The organism is Pseudomonas sp. Root562 (genome assembly GCF_001427125.1).
Taxonomy (GTDB): domain Bacteria; phylum Pseudomonadota; class Gammaproteobacteria; order Pseudomonadales; family Pseudomonadaceae; genus Aquipseudomonas.
Genome location: NZ_LMGK01000020.1, coordinates 1 through 17783 on the forward strand (window position 1 = coordinate 1; position 17783 = coordinate 17783).

Sequence of the window (17783 nt, forward strand, 5' to 3'; positions counted from 1 at the left end):
TGGGCGTGCATGCGTTCCGGAGAAGAATTTTGGGCGTGCATGCGTTCCGGAGAAGAATTTAATACGGCCAAGCTTTTTAGCGAAAAACATCTCGCGAAAGCTTGACCGTGAACAGAGTATCTACAGGTTCTCCCGACATGCTCGACAGCCTGACCCGCGAACAACTTGACCGTCTCCAGCAACTGATGGCCGATCAGCCGTTCGCCGTCCTGACGGGTGCCGGCATCAGCACCCCCTCAGGCATTCCGGACTATCGCGACAACCAGGGTGTGCGGCGTGGCCGCCAGCCGATGATGTATCAGGAGTTTCTCTCCGCCCCCGAGTCCCGTCGGCGCTATTGGGCACGGGCGATGCTCGGCTGGCCGCGGGTGCGTCAGGCGCAGCCGAATGTGGCCCACGAGACACTCGCCCGCTTGCAGAGCACACAGCGGATCAGCGGCTTGATCACGCAGAATGTCGATACCTTGCACGACCAGGCCGGCAGCCACGACGTCATCGAACTGCATGGCAGCCTGCACCGGGTGTTGTGCCTGGACTGTGGAATGCGCAGCGAACGGGATTCGATCCAGAATCTGATGGAAACCCAGAACCCGTATCTCGCCGGTGTTGACGCGGTTCAGGCTCCGGACGGCGATACCCTGCTCGACCCGGCGTTCGAAGCACGTTTTCAGGTGCCGCACTGCCCGCATTGCCAGGGTGAGCGGATGAAACCCGACGTGGTGTTTTTCGGTGAGAATGTCGCCCAGGCCACGGCAGCCAAGGCCATGGCCGCGGTGGAAAAGGCAGCGGGATTGCTGGTGATCGGCTCGTCGTTGATGGCGTACTCGGCGTTTCGCTTGTGCCGGGCGGTGGCGGATCAAGGCAAGCCGCTGATTGCGATCAACCTGGGCAAGACTCGGGCGGATGACATCCTCGACTTGAAAATAGAAGCTTCATGCGAACAGCTTCTACCCCTTCTGGCCCAACGCCTTTCCCCGAAACACCCCGCCCCTCTGTAGGAGCAAAGCTTGCTCGCGATAGCGCCTGCACATGCGCCTTCGATATCGACCGGGACGACGCTATCGCGAGCAAGCTTTGCTCCTACACATAATCCTGTGCCTTGAGCACATCAAACAACGCCTGCGCCGCCGCCGACAACTCGCCGCCGGGCAACGTCAGCACGCCAAGCGCCCGTTCCACCACCGGATCGCGCAAGGTAATGCAATGCGCACCCAGCTCGCGCATCTGCCCTGCACACAACGCCGGCACCGCGCTGACGCCCAAGCCGCTGGCAACCATCCGCCCGACCGTTGCCAGTTGATGGCTCTCAAATTCCACCGGCAGCTTCATGCCCCGCGCCTGCAAGTGTTCTTCAAGCATCACCCGCACAGTCGATGGTCGTTGCAAGGTGATGAACGGTTCCTTGAGCAACGTTTGCCAATCGATTTCGTCCAACTCGACCAACGGTGAATCACGGGGTACCACCGCGACAAAGCGGTCGATGTATAACGGGGTGAATTGCAGCGACGAATTCTGCGGCGGCTCGAACGCGACCCCCAGTTCCACCTGGCGGTCGCGGACCATTTCCAGCACTTGCTCGTTGATCACGTCGTTGACCGTGACGTTGACTTTCGGATAACGGGCGCGGAATGTCTTGAGGATCGGTGGCAACAGATTGCCGGCAAACGACGGCATGGCTGCCAGGGTCACGCGACCGCGCTGAAGGGTGAATCGCTGGCGCAATTCATCTTCGGCATTGTCCCAATCGGCAATCAGGCGGCGTGCCAGCGGCACCAGCGATTCGCCCTCGGCAGTCAGCGCGACATTACGCGTGTTGCGCGTAAACAGGCGGCCACCCAGGCCTTCCTCCAAGGCCTTGATGGTCAGGCTCAGTGCCGACTGCGACAGGTGCAGGCGTTCACAGGCCACGGCGAAACTGAGGCTCTGGGCTACCGCCAGGAAAGCGCGGATCTGCTTGACTGTCATAGGCTGAGTGCTCCAGTGATGAGCGCAAGTGCTTTTGTAGGCGCTTGGATTGCGCGCGATGGCCTCCTGGAGTTCGCTATCACCGGCAAGCCCTGCGCCTACAGGATTGATTGGTGAGTTTTATCTATCAATCAACCGCAAAAATCAACTTAACAAATGAATACTTCAGCGAGACACTCTTCCCATTCGGCTAGCCAGCCGCCCACAAAGAATAAAAGAGGTGCATATGGCAGGTTTCGACAAGCGTGTGAGTTCCTACGAGGAAGCGTTGGCAGGTCTTGAAGACGGCATGACCGTGATCGCCGGCGGCTTTGGCCTGTGCGGGATCCCTGAAAACCTGATCGCCGAGATCAAGCGCAAGGGCACACGCAACCTCACCGTGGTCTCCAACAATTGCGGCGTCGATGGTTTCGGCCTTGGCGTGCTGTTGACCGACCGCCAGATCAGCAAGGTGGTGGCGTCCTACGTCGGCGAAAACAAGCTGTTCGAAGAACAACTGCTCAAAGGCGAAATCGAAGTCATCCTGACTCCGCAAGGCACCCTCGCCGAGAAAATGCGTGCAGGTGGCGCTGGCATCCCGGCATTCTTCACCGCCACCGGCGTCGGCACCCCGGTCGCCGAAGGCAAGGAAGTGCGCGAATTCCATGGCCGCAAGTACCTGATGGAAGAGTCCATCACCGGTGACTTCGCCATCGTCAAAGGCTGGAAAGCCGACCATTTCGGTAACGTGATCTATCGTCACACCGCCCAGAACTTCAACCCGCTGGCCGCTACCGCCGGCAAGATCACCGTGGTCGAAGTCGAAGAAATCGTCGAACCCGGCGAGCTGGACCCGGCACAGATCCACACCCCTGGCATCTACGTCGACCGGATCATCTGCGGCACGTTCGAGAAGCGCATCGAACAGCGCACCGTGCGTAAGTGATCCCCAGCCCCCGGACCGAATGAAGGAATAACGACAATGGCACTTTCCCGCGAACAAATGGCTCAACGCGTCGCCCGCGAAATGCAGGACGGCTTCTATGTGAACCTGGGCATCGGCATTCCGACCCTGGTCGCCAACTACATTCCCGAAGGCATGGAAGTCATGCTGCAGTCGGAAAACGGGCTGCTGGGCATGGGGCCTTTCCCCACTGAAGAAACCATCGATGCCGACATGATCAATGCCGGCAAGCAAACCGTGACCGCGCGTATCGGCGCTTCGATCTTTTCCTCGGCCGAATCGTTCGCGATGATCCGCGGTGGTCATGTCGACCTGACCGTACTCGGCGCCTTCGAAGTAGACGTCGAAGGCAACATTGCCTCGTGGATGATCCCGGGCAAACTGGTCAAGGGCATGGGCGGCGCCATGGACCTGGTGGCTGGCGCAGACAACATCATCGTCATCATGACCCATGCGTCCAAGGACGGTGAGTCCAAGCTGTTGTCCAAATGCAGCCTGCCGCTGACCGGTGCCGGTTGCATCAAGCGCGTGTTGACCGACCTCGCCTATCTGGAAATCGAAAATGGCGCATTTGTCCTCAAGGAACGCGCACCTGGCGTCAGCGTCGAGGAAATCGTCGCCAAAACCGCTGGTAAACTGATCGTCCCGGATCACGTACCGGAAATGCAGTTCGCTGCCCAGTGAGGAATCATTCCATGCAAGAAGTCGTCATTGTTGCCGCCACGCGTACCGCGATCGGCAGTTTCCAGGGTTCGCTGGCCAATGTGTCCGCGGTCGACCTGGGCGCTGCGGTGATCCGTCAGTTGCTGGCACAAACCGGCCTGGACCCTGCGCAAGTCGATGAAGTGATCATGGGCCAGGTATTGACCGCCGGCGCCGGCCAGAACCCTGCGCGCCAAGCCTCGATCAAGGCCGGCCTGCCCTTCGCCGTACCGGCCATGACCCTGAACAAGGTCTGCGGCTCGGGTCTTAAAGCCCTGCACCTGGGCGCCCAGGCGATTCGCTGCGGCGACGCCGACGTGATCATCGCCGGCGGCCAGGAAAACATGAGCCTGGCCAACTACGTGATGCCCGGTGCGCGCACCGGCCTGCGCATGGGTCACGCACAAATCGTCGACACCATGATCAGCGACGGCCTGTGGGATGCGTTCAACGATTACCACATGGGCATCACTGCCGAGAACCTGGCCGAGAAGTACAGCCTGAGCCGTGAGCAGCAGGACGCGTTCGCCGCTGCCTCGCAACAGAAAGCCGTGGCCGCCATCGAAGCCGGGCGCTTCGTCGATGAAATCACGCCGATCCTGATTCCGCAGCGCAAGGGTGATCCACTGTCCTTCGCCACCGACGAGCAGCCACGGGCCGGCACCACCGCCGAATCCCTGGGCAAACTCAAGGCGGCCTTCAAGAAGGACGGTTCGGTGACCGCCGGCAATGCTTCGTCGCTCAACGATGGCGCTGCGGCCGTGATCCTGATGAGCGCGGCCAAAGCCAAGGCATTGGGCCTGCCGGTACTGGCGAAAATCGCTGCTTACGCCAACGCAGGTGTCGACCCGGCGATCATGGGCATCGGCCCGGTGTCGGCCACTCGCCGTTGCCTGGACAAGGCCGGATGGTCCATCGAGCAACTGGACCTGATCGAAGCCAACGAAGCCTTCGCCGCGCAATCGCTGGCCGTGGCCAAGGACCTGGAATGGGACTTGAACAAGGTCAACGTCAACGGAGGCGCCATTGCCCTCGGCCACCCTATCGGTGCCTCGGGTTGCCGGGTGTTGGTGACCCTGTTGCACGAAATGCTCAAGCGTGACGCCAAGAAAGGCCTCGCCACCCTGTGCATCGGTGGTGGTCAGGGCGTGGCCTTGGCGCTCGAGCGAGCTTAAAGCGTTCATCAGACTGCACGGGGACCCACGAAGATCCGTCGCAGCCTGGCAACACACCCGGTGCGATTCACGTCGCACCGGGTTTTTTTATCCCGTTTTTTTGCCGATAACCCGTGGACATGTAGACAAAACGCTCTGGCTGGCCTGTGTTTTGTATACAAAAACCAAACATCTATAGAGCAATCCGCCCAGTGCGATGTTACCGTTGCTGTCTCACACAGGTCGGAGATGTGCGCGTGTTGATGCTCAAACTGCTGGTGATCCCTGGTTTCCTGCTGCTGATATCCCTGGCCGGTAAACGCTGGGGGCCAAGCGTGGCGGGTTGGTTGTCCGGGTTGCCGGTGGTGGTTGGGCCGATCCTGTTTTTCCTCGCCCTTGAACAAGGCGAAGCGTTTGCCGCTCAGTCGGCCATGGCAGCCTTGTCGGCCATGTTCGCCATGATCGCCTTTTGCGTGACCTATGCGCAGGTCTGTCAACGGACGGGGTGGCCGCTGGCATTGACGGTTTCATTGATGGTGTGGGCGGTGATCGCCGTGGTGCTTTCGCTGATTCCGCCGTCGCTGTTGTTATCGGTGCTCGCCGCCGCGACCGCTCTTTTGGTTGCGCCTTACCTGTTTCCATCGGTGCAGCCCATCCTGACGGGCCCGGCACCGAAGTCCGACAAACTGCTGTTGCGCATGGTTGCCGGTGCCTTGCTCACCTTGGCCGTTACGTGGCTGGCCAGTACGGTCGGTGATCGCTGGAGCGGACTGCTCGCCGTGTTCCCCGTACTCGGCAGTGTCATGGCGGTGTTCTCCCAACAAACCCGCGGCCCGGCATTTACTGCGGTGTTGCTGCAGGCGACGGCCACCGGTATGTATTCGTTTTCGGCGTTTTGCCTGGTCGTGACGCTGACCTTGCCCACCATGGGCCTGATGGGCTTCGTCGTCGGTGTTGCCGTATCGGTGGCCATGCTCGGCGTCACCAGACGCCTGCTGGTCAAAACGCCGCCCAGCGCGACACCGTCAACCCTTTCGAACGATTAGAAGTTCCAGGTACCTGGCCTGCGACCGTCTGTTACCCCGCACTGGAATACCTGGCAACCTCCATGGGATGATCGCCCCCCACCGCGCGACCATCCCTGGAGATTTGCGAATGTCACTGTTGAGTAAAAAAGCCGTTGTCCTGTTGCTGGCAGCAGCTGCCAGCCTGGGGGCTTTGAGTGCACAGGCTGCCAAGGCACCTGCCAAGGAAGCGGCACAGGTGCAAAAGGTCTCGATGCTCGGCGGCAAGTTCACGTTCACCTTGCCCAAGGGTTTCGTCGCCAATCCGCTACCGGCCAGCCCTACCGGTGCGAGCGGCACCATGTACGCCAACGAAGCCACCAAGACGGTAGTGATCGCCGCAGAAAACAACCTGCCGGAAGGCGTCAAGGTCAAGGACAACGACGGCGAATTTCTGGATGGCACGGCCGCCGATTTCGACTCGGCACAGCGCAAGGCGTTGCCGGATTACAACAAGCTCAGTGAGAAAAGCCTGACCCTGAAGAGTACCGGCCTGGGCCTTCGTCAGGTCGACAGCACCGCCACCCAGGGCGGCGGCCAAACCCTCAACACCACACTGATGGCTGCATCCGGCGGGCGCATGACCGTGGTCCAGGTCATTTCCCGCCCTGGCGACATGGCCGCCCACGAGACGCTGATCAAGCAAATCGTCAGCGGCAAATAAACCTCAGGGGTTGAGGCGCTGCAACCAGGCGCTCAAATCCGCGATCTCTTCGGCGCTGATGGTGTGACCAACCCCTTGGTAGGCGTGAAACTCCGGTTCGAGTGAAATGCTCTGCAACAAGCTGTTGGCTTCGGTGCCGTCGCTGTAGGGCAGACGCTTGTCGGCCGTGCCATGACCGATGAAAATCGCCAGCGACTGGCGTTTTTCATCCGGTATCAATTCCGACCGCAACACCGGCAGAATTCGCCCACTCAACGCGGCAATCCCACCCACCGCGTCGGGATGGCGCAGGGCAACCTCATAGGACATGATCGCGCCCTGGCTGAATCCCACCAGGAACACCTTGTCCGGATCTGTTTGATATTTCTTCGTCGCCTGTGCGACGAAATCCAGCAGCAACTGGCCGCTGGACTTCAGATCATCGGTCTCGCCGTTGTAGGCACCTTCGCCTTTCTTGCGAAACCACTGGTAACTGCCTTCCTGCATCACCATCGGCGCCCGCACCGACAGGTAGGTGTATTGCGTGGGCAATTGATCCTTGATGTCGAACAGATCGTGCTCGTTACTGCCGTAACCGTGGAGAAAAATCACCAGCGGTTGATCGCGGGAATCGACGGTGGACTGTTCCAGGTATTTGAGCGGCAGATCGGTTTGCAACGGGGTTTGAGCGTGGACAGCGGCGGACGCCAGCAGCGTGAGCAGAGCGAGAATCTTCAACATAAGCCTTCCTTCACAGTGCGCAGGATTCGGGGAAGAGCCTAACACTGTGAAGCAGACCGAGGCATCCCGGGTGTGGCTGGCGATGACATTCGCTTTAATCGTTGATCAACTTGCCCGCCCGAATGGCCTCTCGCCCCGCCACCTTCGCCTGCCACGTGCCCGGCTGCGTATAACGTCCACGATCGATCGCAAACAACACGCCGCTGGTACCGGCGCACACCGTTGTGAGTTTGTCGCTCAACGGGTCGACCACTTCAAAAAGCGCATCGCCCTTCTCGACCCACTCCCCGGCTTCGCGCAGGAAACTCACCACGCCGTGGTGCGGTGCGAACAGGTACTGTGTGCCCTCGAACGGCATGCCCTCGCAGCATTCGCTCGGCGCTTGCGGCCATTGTCCCTTGATAAAACCCTGTTCGGCGAGAAAGCCCAGAATCGCTTCACAATTGGCTTGTGCCTGCTCAATCCGGGTGTCGCCCATGCTGCCCAGCTCCAGGGTGGTCGCCATATTGGCCGGTGGAATCGCCGCCTCGGGGAATGCCCGGGCCAGGCGTAACCACGGCGAAGAACAGGACTCGTCGAACGAACTGCCGCCGGAGTCTTCGCACAGCAACGCCACGCCCGCCTTCAAACGCGCGGCCAGGGATCGCCATTGCGGCCAGTGTTGCGGCAGCGCATACAGATGAATCGCCGCCTCGAAATCGCAGTGCAGATCGAGGGTGATGTCCGCGTCGCAGGCATGGCGCAGCAACAAACGATGCATGGCTTGCAGCTGTGACGCCGGCGCCGGCAAGCCATCGATTACCTGACCCATGGTCTGGCGGATCAGCGTGATGTTCGCTTGGGCATCACTGCCCAGACGGTCGCCGATCAACTGCGCCACGGGGGCGCTGAGTTCAACGAAGGAACGGTTGAAATTCTTGCCGCTGCCCAGTTCGAAGCGGCCCATGTGACTGCCTTGCAGGTGCTGGTCGAGACCGATGGGGTTGGCCACCGGCACCAGTTCGATCACGCCTTGCAGTTGCCCCTGGCTTTCAAGATCGGCCAGGCGCTTTTTCAGTTCCCAGGCCGTGCGCATGCCCGGCAATTCGTCTGCGTGCAGGCTGGCCTGGATGTAGACCTTGCGCGTACCCGTGCCATAACGAAACACACTGAGGGTGCGCTCGGTACCGAGATGGCTCCAGGGCAGTGGGTGATCGATGCGTTGCATGGGAGAACTCCGCTGTCAGAAACAACCAGATCACTGTGGGAGCAAGCCCGCCCCCACAGGTTTCTCGTTTCGATGGAAAGAAAGCATAAAAAAAGTGGCCCGCGCGTCAACGGGGCCACTTTTTTCTACAGCGTATTAATGGCCATAAACGTCAAAATCGAAGTACTTGTCCTGCACTTGCTTGTACTTGCCATTGGCGCGAATTTCAGCGATGGCGGTGTTGAATTTGTCGGCCAGTTCCTTATCACCCTTGCGCACAGCGATACCGGCGCCGCCGCCGAAGTACTTGGCGTCTTCATAGGTCGGGCCTACGAAAGCGAAACCTTTACCGGCGTCGGTCTTCAGGAAACCGTCGTCCAGGTTGACCGAGTCGGCCAGCAGTGCATCAACGCGACCGGAAACCATGTCCAGGTTGGCTTCCTGCTGGGAGCCGTAACGCACCAGTTCAATGCCGGCCGGCACCAGCACTTCGGTGGCGAAGCGGTCGTGGGTACTGGCGCGCAGTACACCAACTTTCTTGCCTTTGAGTTCGGTCAGCGGGTCCTTGATGTCGGTGCCTGCCTTCATCACGAAGCGCGCCGGGGTGTGGTAGTACTTGATGGTGAAATCGACGTTCTTCTTGCGATCGTCAGTGATGGTCATGGACGACAGGATTGCGTCGATTTTCTTGACCTTCAGCGCCGGGATCAGGCCGTCGAACTCTTGCTCGACCCAGGTGCACTTCACTTTCATCTGCTCGCACAGCGCGTCGCCGATGTCCACGTCAAAGCCAGTGAGCTTGCCGTCAGGGGTTTTCATCGAGAATGGCGGGTAACCGGCTTCGATACCGATGCGGATCGGCTTGGCATCTGCAGCCACGGCGGTCAGGGACAACATCGACAGTGCCAGGGCACCGAACATCACTAGCTTCTTCATTTATAACTCCTGTGTGCGGAGGCTTTTATTGGCAGCGTTCGGTCGCAGTTTGTAACTGACAAATACCGAAGTGGCCGGCAGTCTATGGCGGCTTCCGCCACTTCAGTTATTTTGAAGCGACAAATAAATACAGAAAAAGACCGCGCCAGCTTTGCGTTGCAAGCGCTGACGCGGTTTGCGATCTCCTGGATGGGATCAACACTCGCAACCGAGCACATGGTTCACTGGTTGCGACGTCGCAACACTCAACGCAAACCCTTCATCCAGCCATCCGGTCACGCCGCCAATCATCTCCTTGACCGGATAGCCCAGCGCCGCCAGCTTCACTGCTGCCTTGTTCGCGCCGTTGCAGTGCGGGCCTGCGCAATAGACCACGAACAGGCTGGTTTTCGGATAGGCCGCAAGGTGCTCGGCGTTGAGGAGTCGCCCCGGAATATTGATCGCCCCAGGCAAGTGGCCCCGTTCGAACGCCAGCGGCCCCCTCACGTCGACCAACACAAAATCCACCTCGCCAGCCGCTTGGCTGCCGTGAACGTCAGAGCAATCGGTTTCAAAGGTCAGGCGGTTACTGAAATGCATGAAGGCAATGGCCGAAGGGGCGGCGGGTATTGCGCGGACCAGGCTGGTCATGGGTTTGCTCCTGAGTGTCGTGGGTGTGAGCAGACTTTATCTGCCGGCCACTTGCGGCTAAAGTGGCGCACAAGACACTCACCGGGAACTTTCCGCCAAATGCAGCCCACCCCTGGATTGGTCGCGATCCTGGCCTACGATGGTCTCTGCACATTCGAGTTTGGTATCGCCGTGGAGATATTCGGCCTCGCGCGCCCGGAATTCGATTTTCCTTGGTACAGCCACCAGATCGCCGCCGTCGATCAAGGCCCCATGCGCGCCATGGGGGGCATACAAGTACTGGCCGATGGCGGCCTGGAACTGCTGGAGCAGGCACGGACCATCATCATTCCGGGCTGGCGTGACCGCAACGCAACCGTGCCCGATGCACTGCTCACCGCCCTGCGCCAGGCCCACGCCCGGGGCGCTCGCTTGCTGTCGATCTGTTCAGGCGTATTCGTACTGGCGGCCACCGGCCTGCTCGACGGCCGAAGCGCCACCACGCACTGGCGTTACACCCGCGAACTGGCGGAACGTTTTCCAAATATCCTGGTGGACCCGGACGTGTTGTACGTCGACTCGGGCCAGTTGATCACCTCTGCCGGCAGCGCGGCCGGCATCGATGCTTGCCTGCATCTGGTGGCGCGGGATTTCGGTACGCAGGTGGCCAACGCGGTGGCCCGACGCTTGGTGATGTCTCCGCAACGCACCGGTGGCCAGGCGCAATTCATTCCGACACCGGTCAGCCCCACCCCGCGCAGCGATCTTTCCCGCGTCATGCAGTGGGCACGCGAGCGTTTGCATGAACCGCTGGAGGTCCGCGACCTGGCCAGCGAAGCAGCCATGAGTGAACGCACATTCCTGCGGCGCTTCACCGAGGCCAGCGGCCAATCGCCGAAAACCTGGCTGCAACATGAACGTCTGGGCCGTGCGCGGGAGTTGCTGGAGAGTACCGACCACAACACCGAGCAGATTGCACTGCGCTGTGGTTATCGTTCGGTGGAAAGCTTTCGGGTGGCGTTTCGCAGCGTGGTCGGGGTGCCACCGTCGGTGTATCGGGAGCGGTTTGGCCGGGAGATCAAAGCCATTTTGTGAGGTGGCCTGCCATTTAGGGGATCTCCAGAGAACAGTTTTTTGTACACCCGAATGGTTCCCGTTGGTTGACAGGCCGCCATCGCTGGCAAGCCAGCTCCCACAGGGGTCCCGGTGTGATCGAGATTTTCGACCAATGAAGATCCTCTGTAGGAGCAAAGCTTGCTCGCGATGGCGATCTCAAGGACGCCATCGCTGGCAAGCCAGCTCCCTCAGGAGAACACCAACCCAACAGCCCGAAGGCCGCCTCGATTTACTCGTCCGAACCCTCACCTTCAGGCGTCACCTTGTTCTGGGTCAGATAGCGCTCAAGCGTCTCATTTTGCGGCGGTGCGGAGTTGTCCCCCGCCACCTGCCACATCTTGCGTTCGATCCCCTGTGCCAGCAAATGCCCCACCGCCGCTTCAATCGCCGACAGCACACACAACTGTGCCGGTTCGTTGGTGGTGTAACCGACCTCGGCCTCGAGCAGTTTCTTGAACTCGATGAACTTGAACACGCCGGCGCTGCGCCCAACGGAGTAGATCGTCTTGCTGGTCATCACATTGGCCAGCACCTGCCCGCTGCGTACGTCCACCGCCCGCAGATTCACCGTGACCTGGTCGACCCGATACTCCCGGGAAATATCGATGCCCAGGTAGCGTGCCCCTTCCCCGCCGCTCTTCACGTTGGTGTCGTAGGCGATGATCCCGCCTTCAAGCATCATGTTCGCCGCTTGCAGCGGTGGCAGTTCAGCCTGGATGTTTACCGGCGTGTTCGGTTTTTTCTGCGATGCGCGGATGATCTTGCGCTCGGTCAACAGGTTCTGCAGCCCTTCTCGTTCCAGCACCACGAACCAGCCGCTGGCCTGCATGGCGTCCATCAACATGCTCGCCGCCCCCTGGGTGACGCTGGTGGAGAACGAGCTGGCCGGGGTCGGTTTGTATTGTCCGGTCTGGTCACGGAAACCATACACAACCGCCATCAACCGGCCTTTGGGTCGCGGCATGTTGATCAAATCGTAATAGGTCGACGCCCGGGGTGTCAGGGTCGGCGTTTCGGTGTCCTGCTCAGCGCCAATCGGCTCGCGCAGGCTGCAGCCTTGAAGTGCTGCCAACAGCATCCCTAGCAAAATCAACTTTTTCATGTCCGTTGCTCCCCGTCAGCCCAAATGCCCGTCAAGGGGCGAGGCCATTAACCTTGATTTCCGACACTTCACCGGTCGCTCGATCCGTTACTTCAATCGTCAGTTGCCCCGAGTCGTCGAGGACGTTGACGATAAAAGCGTCTGTGGACAGGCTCCCCGTATTGCCAGTGGAGATGTTGTCCAGCAATTGCCCCAGCAACCGCGATTGCAACTGGCTGCTGAAGCGTTCCAGGGCCGAGGTGCCGGTCAGGGCAGCGCGGTCCTTCAAGTCAGGGTCGTCATAATCGTTTTGCGCCTGGGCGTTGTTGAGCAGCCAGGTGCCGTTCAGCGGGTTGCCGCCAAACGATGGATTGATCGGTGTGTAGACCAACTCCGTGGCCTGGACCAGGCCGCAACCGCCGAGGCCGAGCAAGCACAAGCCACTGCGCTGCAAGAACGTTTTCATTTTCATAGTTCGTCCCTCTCAAGGTCCGTGGTGTCCTGCAACAAGGTTTCCAGCTTGCGCTGGACAATCTGCCCGCGTACCCAGTCGGCGGCGGCATAGGCCTCGTCCTTGAGCTCGACGGTGTTCGGCGGCAGGAAACGCCGATAAACCAAACGCTGTTGAAATTCCACGGTCACCAGGCTGCCCCAGCGAGCCGAAGGTCGTTCGCGAACCACCAGGTTGAAATCCATCGGGCTGGTGGCGCGCAGGCGTTCACTGAACGAATAGTAAAAGTCGTGGCCGATGTGCGAGATCGTGTCGTCGATGATGAAACCGAGCATTTCGTCCTCTTCGCCAGCCGAGGCGGCAGAGGTGCTCAACACCAGGATCAAGGCCAGGCAGAGTCTGTTCATGGCTGCAACGCCTGTGGCTGTTGCGACTGGCCCTTGGCCGGGCCGGATGTGCCATCGAGGAAGGATTTCTCGGCCACGAATTGCCAGTCCTTGTAACTGGCCATGCCGTTGAAATCCGACCATTGACTGGGAAAGTCCGCCTGTTTGAGCGGTTTGTCCGTGGACGGGCTGCTGATGCCAGTGATGCGTCCGTCGAAACCGCGCATCAGGAACCATTCGCCGCCGCCGATCGGGTCCGGGTACAGCTGGCGGATGTGGTGTTTGGCATTGGGAAAACGCTCGTCCTGCAGCAGGTCGGCGAGTTCCTTCGGGTACTGTGCCAGGCCAGGCGAACTGCGGTAATAGCTGCGCAGCGCCTGGGCGTACTGGGTGCCGACCCACAGCAACTGGCGCTCGCGATCACGCCGCGAAGCGGTGGACCACAACTCGCCGGCACTGGCCAGGCCCATGCCCATCACCATGATCAGAAACAGCACCCCCAGGTAGGTGAAACCGTCCTCTGCCGCAGGCTTACCACTCGGAATAAAGGCTGCCATCACGCGCCCTCCCTGTGGCACCACTTTTGATATCGGCAACCCCGCCGGCCACGCCGTCCGGGGGGGCAACCATGACCCAGGCGTCTTTGCGCTCGACAATCGGGTCCATCGGCGAGTTGCGCAGATAACGCTGCTCGACCAGTTGTTCGATGGAATCCGGATAACGCCCGGTGTCGCCGTAGTAGTGATCCAGCGCCTCGCGCATGGCCGACAGGCTCTGGCGCAAAGTGGTCTCTTTCGAGGCCTCCAGGCTGTTGAAATAGCGCGGCAAGGCGATGGTCATCAGCGTCGCGATGATTGCCATGACCACCATCAGTTCCAGTAGGGTAAAGCCCTTTTGCCGGCGCATATGTTCACCACTCCCGGTACGCGATGCCGTTGAGGCCTTTGCCGCGGGCCTTGGAGTAGACGTCAAAGACGTCCTGCCCGTCCCGCGGGTTTTCAGCGGTGCTGTCGTAGGAGCGCAAGCCCCAGCCGCCTTCGTCGTCACGCTTGACCGGCGCCAGAGGGTCGTGGGGCACGCGCCGCAGGAAATAGAACTTGGCCCCTTTGGCGCTGCGCACATCCCGCACGCCTTCAACCAGCACTTGCAGGTTCGGCGGGTAGCCGTTGCTGTTCAGCGATTTCTCGATGTAGCCGGCATCGAATGCACGCTTGTAGGCATCGATGGCGTCGCGGATCTGGTACAGGGCGGTACGCAGTTCCTGCTCTTTGCCCCGGCGCACCACGGTCTCGGTCAGCGGTGCGGCCATGCCGGCCAGCAGGCCGATCAGGGACAGCGTCACCACGACTTCGATCAGGGTAAAACCGCGTTGCGAGGCGTTCATGATCAAGGCTTCCCGACGGTAACGGTGGTGGCGATCGGTGCGCTCATGCCTTGGGTGCGAACCTCTTCGACTCCGACCTTCGAACGATCCGGCGCCTGGATGTGCATGCTGGTTTCAGTGCCGGTAGGGAATTCCATGTCCGACGGGCTCTGGTACGGCAGGTTGCGCACGATCCGCGGGGTGATCGACAGCACCAGTTCAGATTTACTGACGTCATCCTTGTTGCTGCCGAACAGCCGGCCCAGGCCAGGAATGTCACCCAGGCCCGGGATCTTGTTGCCGGTGCTGCCATGGTCGTTGCGCATCAGGCCAGCAAGGATCTGGGTTTCGCCGTCATGCAGGCGCAGCGTGGTCTGCGCGTTACGGGTATCGACCTGCACCGGAATCGTGCCTTGGCGGGTCGGCTCCAGAGGTGTGGCGTTACTGACTTCCAGGGCGACCTTGATCGCCACTTCGTTGTTCAGGTGCACGGTCGGCTGCACTTCCAGTTTCAAACCGACATCGAGGTAAGTCACGCTTTCGGTGATCACCGGTCCTTGGGTCGACGGCACCGACGTGGCGCTGATGATTGGTACGCGTTGACCAATGTGGATGCGCGCCTGCTCGCGGTTACTCACCCGGATGACCGGGCTGGCCAGGGTGTTGATGTCCTTGTCCTGGGCATTGATCTTGGCCTGTGGCGACGGCGAGATCGTGATGCGGCTGGAGTTGATGCCCTTGAGTTGATCGAGAATGGTCACCGCCGAGCCATCGCTGTTGACCACGCCGAAGGTGTTCGGCCATTGAAGGCCAAGGTCGAGGATGCGCTGGGTGGCGACTTCCATCACTTCCACTTCCAGCACCACTTCGGGGTTCGACTGATCCTGGGATTGCAGGAGTTTCTCAGCCATGCGAATCGCGTCGCCGCTGTCGCGCATGGTCAGGGTGTTGAGGCGCTCATCGACGAACACGTCGCGGGTCTTGAGCATGGTCTTGATCATGTTCAGCGCGGTGTTGGCATCGATGCTGGTCAGGTAGAAGGTGCGCATCACCAGCTCTTGGTAATCCTTGAGCTTCTGCGGTGAGTCGGGGTAGATCAGCAGGGTGTTTTCGTTCACCACTTTCTGATGCAGCTGGTTCTGTTGCAGCAGCAGTTCCACCGCATCTTCGATACGCACGTCGCGCACGAAAATCGTCGCTTTCATGTCCGGGCGCAGGTCTTTGTCGAAGATGAAATTCAAACCGGCCACCTGGGACAGCACTTCGAAAATGGTCTTCAGGTTGGCGTCGCGAAATTCCAGGGTCACCGGTTTGTCGAGGCGAGTACGCAGTTGCGGATAAGGAATCACGTTGCGGCTCTGCACCAGGCGGATATTGCCTTGCAGCTCCAGCGCGCCTTCATTGTTCGGGTCCAGTTCGAGGATCTGCCGCACCTGGCGCTCGGACCCGTACACGTCGCCCCGGCGCAGGTCGCCGCGGGCCAGTTCGAGCTTTTCATCGAGGCTGCGCATGTGTTCGAGCTGACGCAGGGCGTCCTGGGCGCGACGGTTGTTCGGCTCGATGGTCAACACTCGGCCGTAACCCATGCGTGCCGAAGCGAAATCACGTTGCGTACGGTCCATGTCGGCCTGGGTCAACAACGCGGTGATCGCGCGGGCTCGGGCACTGTTGAGCGCAATGTGCAGTTCGGTGTCGCGAGGGTTTTCGCGCAACCCTTCCTCGATCCGTGCCAGGCCGGCTTCGTACTGCCCCTGTTCGATCAGGTCAGTGGCTTCCTCCTTGGCAACCTGCGCCGAACTGCACGCGGCCAGCCCTGCACAGAGGCAAAGGCTCATCAGCAAACGGGATTTGTTCATTGCGCGCTCCCCACAGACAAAGTCTGGGACAAATGCAGAGGCAAATAGACCAGGCTCAGTTCCAGATCGGAAATCCCCTCGATCTTCCATGTGTCGTCGATCACATCCCCCTTGCGCACGACGTAGATTTTTTCGCCGTTCTGCAAAAACACTTGCAGGTCAGTGCGATCATCCATCCGGCCAATGAACTGGAAAGGCATCGGCGGTGCAGTGGGGGCCTGCACGACCGGAGCAACGGTGACGGGTTTTTCGGTGACACTGGCCAGTGATGGAGCAGCCTTCCAGCTGCGGGCGGCAAACAGGTCGCCGGCCGGGCTCAGGTCCTTGATCGGCGCAGGCGCGGCGGAGGCTTTTGCCGTAGACGACGCCTTGCCTTTGGCAGGTGTGGCAACAGCGGCGACTTCCACGTCACTGTCGTCAGCCTGCTTGAAAAACTCGGGCAACCAGGTCAGTGCCGCGGCGACACCGAGAAAGGCCACCCAACCCACCACGCGCTTGTTGTTCATCATGACCTCGACAGGTAAAGGGTCATGCGGATCCGACCAGTGAGGTCGGTGTCGGCGATCTTCTTGCGCTGGAACTCCACGTCTTCGATGACCACCGCCGGCAACTGCCCCAGCAAGGCGTGCAGGAAGCGCCGCAATTGCGGGTAGCTGCCACGCACCGGCAGCAGAATCTGATAGCGCGCCAGGTGGGTTTTCGGATCGATGCCCAGCGAGTATTCGCCACGGGCCAGGGTGATGCGTTCCACGGTGGCCAACGCGTAGATCTTGTCGATGGCGACGGTAGCCTGCGGCTGGGAGGGCAACTTGCTGCGGAAATCATCGAGCTGACGCTGCGGCACCACCGGCGCGGCCACGCTGCCCTCCTCGACCTTGGCCAGATATTCACTGGCTTCCCGGGTCTGCTGGCTCAGGTGCTGCAGTGACTGCCAGTCCGGCAGCAAACCGGCCAGGCCCCAGGTCAGTGCCACCACCAGCAAGCCAAGTCCCGCCAGGCCCGGCGCGCCCAGGCTTTGCAGGTATTCGTGGACGATCAATCTAGGGATTTGCATCGCCAATCTCCCAGGTAGCCGACAGGTTGAATTGCACCGGGTGCTCCGGCACGTTGGCGACGATTTCGTGGCTGAGCAGCGACACATCGGACAGCTCGTCGCTGGCTTCGAGGCGGCGGTGGAAGTCGAGCATCGCGTCCAGGTCCCGCGCCTCGGCGCTGATCCTGACCTGGCCTTTGCGGGCGTCCGGGGTCAGGGTCAGCAAGGCGATGTTGTCGCGGGGCATCGATTCGAGCGTGGCGAACAGGCGTTCCCATGGGCGGCGCAATTGCTGCGAAACCTTGCGCATCTCAGCCAGGTTTTGCGCCTGTTCGCGGGTTTCGGCCGGGGTCAGGCTGACCTTGCCGCCGGTGTCGCCGGTGAGCACACGTTGTGCGGTTTGCAGATGACCCTGCTGTTGCTCGGCCTCCCCGCTCAGGTGTTGCTGAATCAGTATGCAGCTCAGCGCCAGCACCACGCCCCCGGCCAGCAGGCTCCAGCCCAGAGGGCTCGAACGGCGGCGCGGTTGAAAGTCGAGCATCAGCGGGCGCATG

General features: G+C 60.6%; 22 protein-coding genes. 7 read left to right on the forward strand and 15 right to left on the reverse strand.

Annotated features, from left to right (window positions below; translation table 11 throughout):
- The first annotated feature begins 137 nt into the window (after positions 1-137).
- Positions 138-998 carry an NAD-dependent protein deacetylase gene (locus ASD60_RS13715; RefSeq protein WP_056854520.1) on the forward strand — a complete coding sequence of 287 codons (861 nt, stop codon included), beginning with the start codon at positions 138-140 and terminating at the stop codon, positions 996-998.
- Between the two features lie 82 nt (positions 999-1080).
- Here the strand turns inward: ASD60_RS13715 and ASD60_RS13720 are convergent, their stop codons facing one another.
- Entirely contained in the window at positions 1081-1965 is an 885-nt protein-coding gene (locus ASD60_RS13720; RefSeq protein ID WP_056854521.1) for a LysR family transcriptional regulator, read from the reverse strand.
- Between the two features lie 226 nt (positions 1966-2191).
- On the opposite strand from ASD60_RS13720, the gene ASD60_RS13725 reads away from it, so the two are divergent.
- The 5 genes from ASD60_RS13725 (at position 2192) to ASD60_RS13745 (ending at position 6492) form a co-directional block, all read left to right on the forward strand.
- Positions 2192-2890 (forward strand): CoA transferase subunit A, encoded by a 699-nt coding sequence (locus tag ASD60_RS13725; protein WP_056854522.1) that lies wholly within the window; start codon positions 2192-2194, stop codon positions 2888-2890.
- A gap of 36 nt (positions 2891-2926) precedes the next feature.
- The gene (locus ASD60_RS13730; RefSeq protein ID WP_008153883.1) at positions 2927-3592 is read left to right on the forward strand and encodes a CoA transferase subunit B; all 666 of its coding nucleotides are present in this window, start codon (positions 2927-2929) and stop codon (positions 3590-3592) included.
- Positions 3593-3603: 11 nt separating this feature from the next.
- A complete protein-coding gene (locus ASD60_RS13735) occupies positions 3604-4785 on the forward strand; it encodes an acetyl-CoA C-acetyltransferase (protein ID WP_056854523.1) in 1182 nt (393 codons plus the stop codon).
- Between the two features lie 236 nt (positions 4786-5021).
- The gene (locus ASD60_RS13740; protein WP_056854524.1) at positions 5022-5810 is read left to right on the forward strand and encodes a hypothetical protein; all 789 of its coding nucleotides are present in this window, start codon (positions 5022-5024) and stop codon (positions 5808-5810) included.
- 109 nt (positions 5811-5919) lie between these two features.
- Entirely contained in the window at positions 5920-6492 is a 573-nt protein-coding gene (locus ASD60_RS13745; RefSeq protein ID WP_056854525.1) for a hypothetical protein, read from the forward strand.
- 3 nt (positions 6493-6495) lie between these two features.
- On the opposite strand, the gene ASD60_RS13750 is transcribed toward ASD60_RS13745, so the two are convergent.
- The 4 genes from ASD60_RS13750 to ASD60_RS13765 form a co-directional block, all read right to left on the reverse strand.
- Complete coding sequence (locus ASD60_RS13750) at positions 6496-7212, reverse strand: alpha/beta hydrolase (protein ID WP_056854526.1); 717 nt, start codon at positions 7210-7212, stop codon at positions 6496-6498.
- A gap of 94 nt (positions 7213-7306) precedes the next feature.
- Positions 7307-8419 (reverse strand): succinylglutamate desuccinylase/aspartoacylase family protein, encoded by a 1113-nt coding sequence (locus ASD60_RS13755; protein WP_056854527.1) that lies wholly within the window; start codon positions 8417-8419, stop codon positions 7307-7309.
- A gap of 135 nt (positions 8420-8554) precedes the next feature.
- Entirely contained in the window at positions 8555-9334 is a 780-nt protein-coding gene (locus ASD60_RS13760) for an ABC transporter substrate-binding protein (RefSeq protein ID WP_056854528.1), read from the reverse strand.
- Positions 9335-9529: 195 nt separating this feature from the next.
- Positions 9530-9964, reverse strand: a complete 435-nt coding sequence (locus tag ASD60_RS13765) for a rhodanese-like domain-containing protein (protein ID WP_056854529.1) — start codon at positions 9962-9964, stop codon at positions 9530-9532.
- Positions 9965-10063: 99 nt separating this feature from the next.
- Here ASD60_RS13765 and ftrA point away from each other — a divergent pair, with 99 nt between their 5' ends.
- Positions 10064-11038 carry a transcriptional regulator FtrA gene (gene ftrA / locus ASD60_RS13770; protein WP_056854530.1) on the forward strand — a complete coding sequence of 325 codons (975 nt, stop codon included), beginning with the start codon at positions 10064-10066 and terminating at the stop codon, positions 11036-11038.
- A gap of 250 nt (positions 11039-11288) precedes the next feature.
- Here the strand turns inward: ftrA and ASD60_RS13775 are convergent, their stop codons facing one another.
- The 10 genes from ASD60_RS13775 to ASD60_RS13820 are packed head-to-tail and all read right to left on the reverse strand — an operon-like array spanning position 11289 to position 17782.
- Positions 11289-12161 carry a CsgG/HfaB family protein gene (locus ASD60_RS13775; RefSeq protein WP_056854531.1) on the reverse strand — a complete coding sequence of 291 codons (873 nt, stop codon included), beginning with the start codon at positions 12159-12161 and terminating at the stop codon, positions 11289-11291.
- Positions 12162-12192: 31 nt separating this feature from the next.
- Complete coding sequence (locus ASD60_RS13780; protein ID WP_442966003.1) at positions 12193-12606, reverse strand: curli assembly protein CsgF; 414 nt, start codon at positions 12604-12606, stop codon at positions 12193-12195.
- A 2-nt stretch (positions 12607-12608) separates the two neighbouring features.
- Positions 12609-12998 (reverse strand): curli production assembly/transport protein CsgE, encoded by a 390-nt coding sequence (csgE, locus tag ASD60_RS13785; RefSeq protein ID WP_056854533.1) that lies wholly within the window; start codon positions 12996-12998, stop codon positions 12609-12611.
- The gene (locus ASD60_RS13790) at positions 12995-13534 is read right to left on the reverse strand and encodes a type II secretion system protein (RefSeq protein WP_056854534.1); all 540 of its coding nucleotides are present in this window, start codon (positions 13532-13534) and stop codon (positions 12995-12997) included. The genes csgE and ASD60_RS13790 overlap by 4 nt, the downstream gene beginning before the upstream one ends.
- Positions 13509-13883 carry a type II secretion system protein gene (locus tag ASD60_RS13795; RefSeq protein ID WP_056854535.1) on the reverse strand — a complete coding sequence of 125 codons (375 nt, stop codon included), beginning with the start codon at positions 13881-13883 and terminating at the stop codon, positions 13509-13511. The genes ASD60_RS13790 and ASD60_RS13795 overlap by 26 nt, the downstream gene beginning before the upstream one ends.
- Before the next feature lie 4 nt (positions 13884-13887).
- Positions 13888-14361 (reverse strand): type II secretion system protein, encoded by a 474-nt coding sequence (locus ASD60_RS13800; protein ID WP_056854536.1) that lies wholly within the window; start codon positions 14359-14361, stop codon positions 13888-13890.
- Between the two features lie 2 nt (positions 14362-14363).
- Positions 14364-16196, reverse strand: a complete 1833-nt coding sequence (locus ASD60_RS13805; protein ID WP_056854537.1) for a type II secretion system protein GspD — start codon at positions 16194-16196, stop codon at positions 14364-14366.
- Positions 16193-16702, reverse strand: a complete 510-nt coding sequence (locus ASD60_RS13810; protein ID WP_056854538.1) for a hypothetical protein — start codon at positions 16700-16702, stop codon at positions 16193-16195. The genes ASD60_RS13805 and ASD60_RS13810 overlap by 4 nt, the downstream gene beginning before the upstream one ends.
- Positions 16702-17250 carry a GspMb/PilO family protein gene (locus ASD60_RS13815; protein WP_056854539.1) on the reverse strand — a complete coding sequence of 183 codons (549 nt, stop codon included), beginning with the start codon at positions 17248-17250 and terminating at the stop codon, positions 16702-16704. The genes ASD60_RS13810 and ASD60_RS13815 overlap by 1 nt, the downstream gene beginning before the upstream one ends.
- Positions 17237-17782: a PilN domain-containing protein gene (locus ASD60_RS13820; protein ID WP_056854540.1), complete on the reverse strand. Its 546-nt coding sequence runs from the start codon at positions 17780-17782 to the stop codon at positions 17237-17239. Before ASD60_RS13820 ends, ASD60_RS13815 begins: the two co-directional genes overlap by 14 nt.
- Position 17783 lies beyond the last annotated feature (1 nt).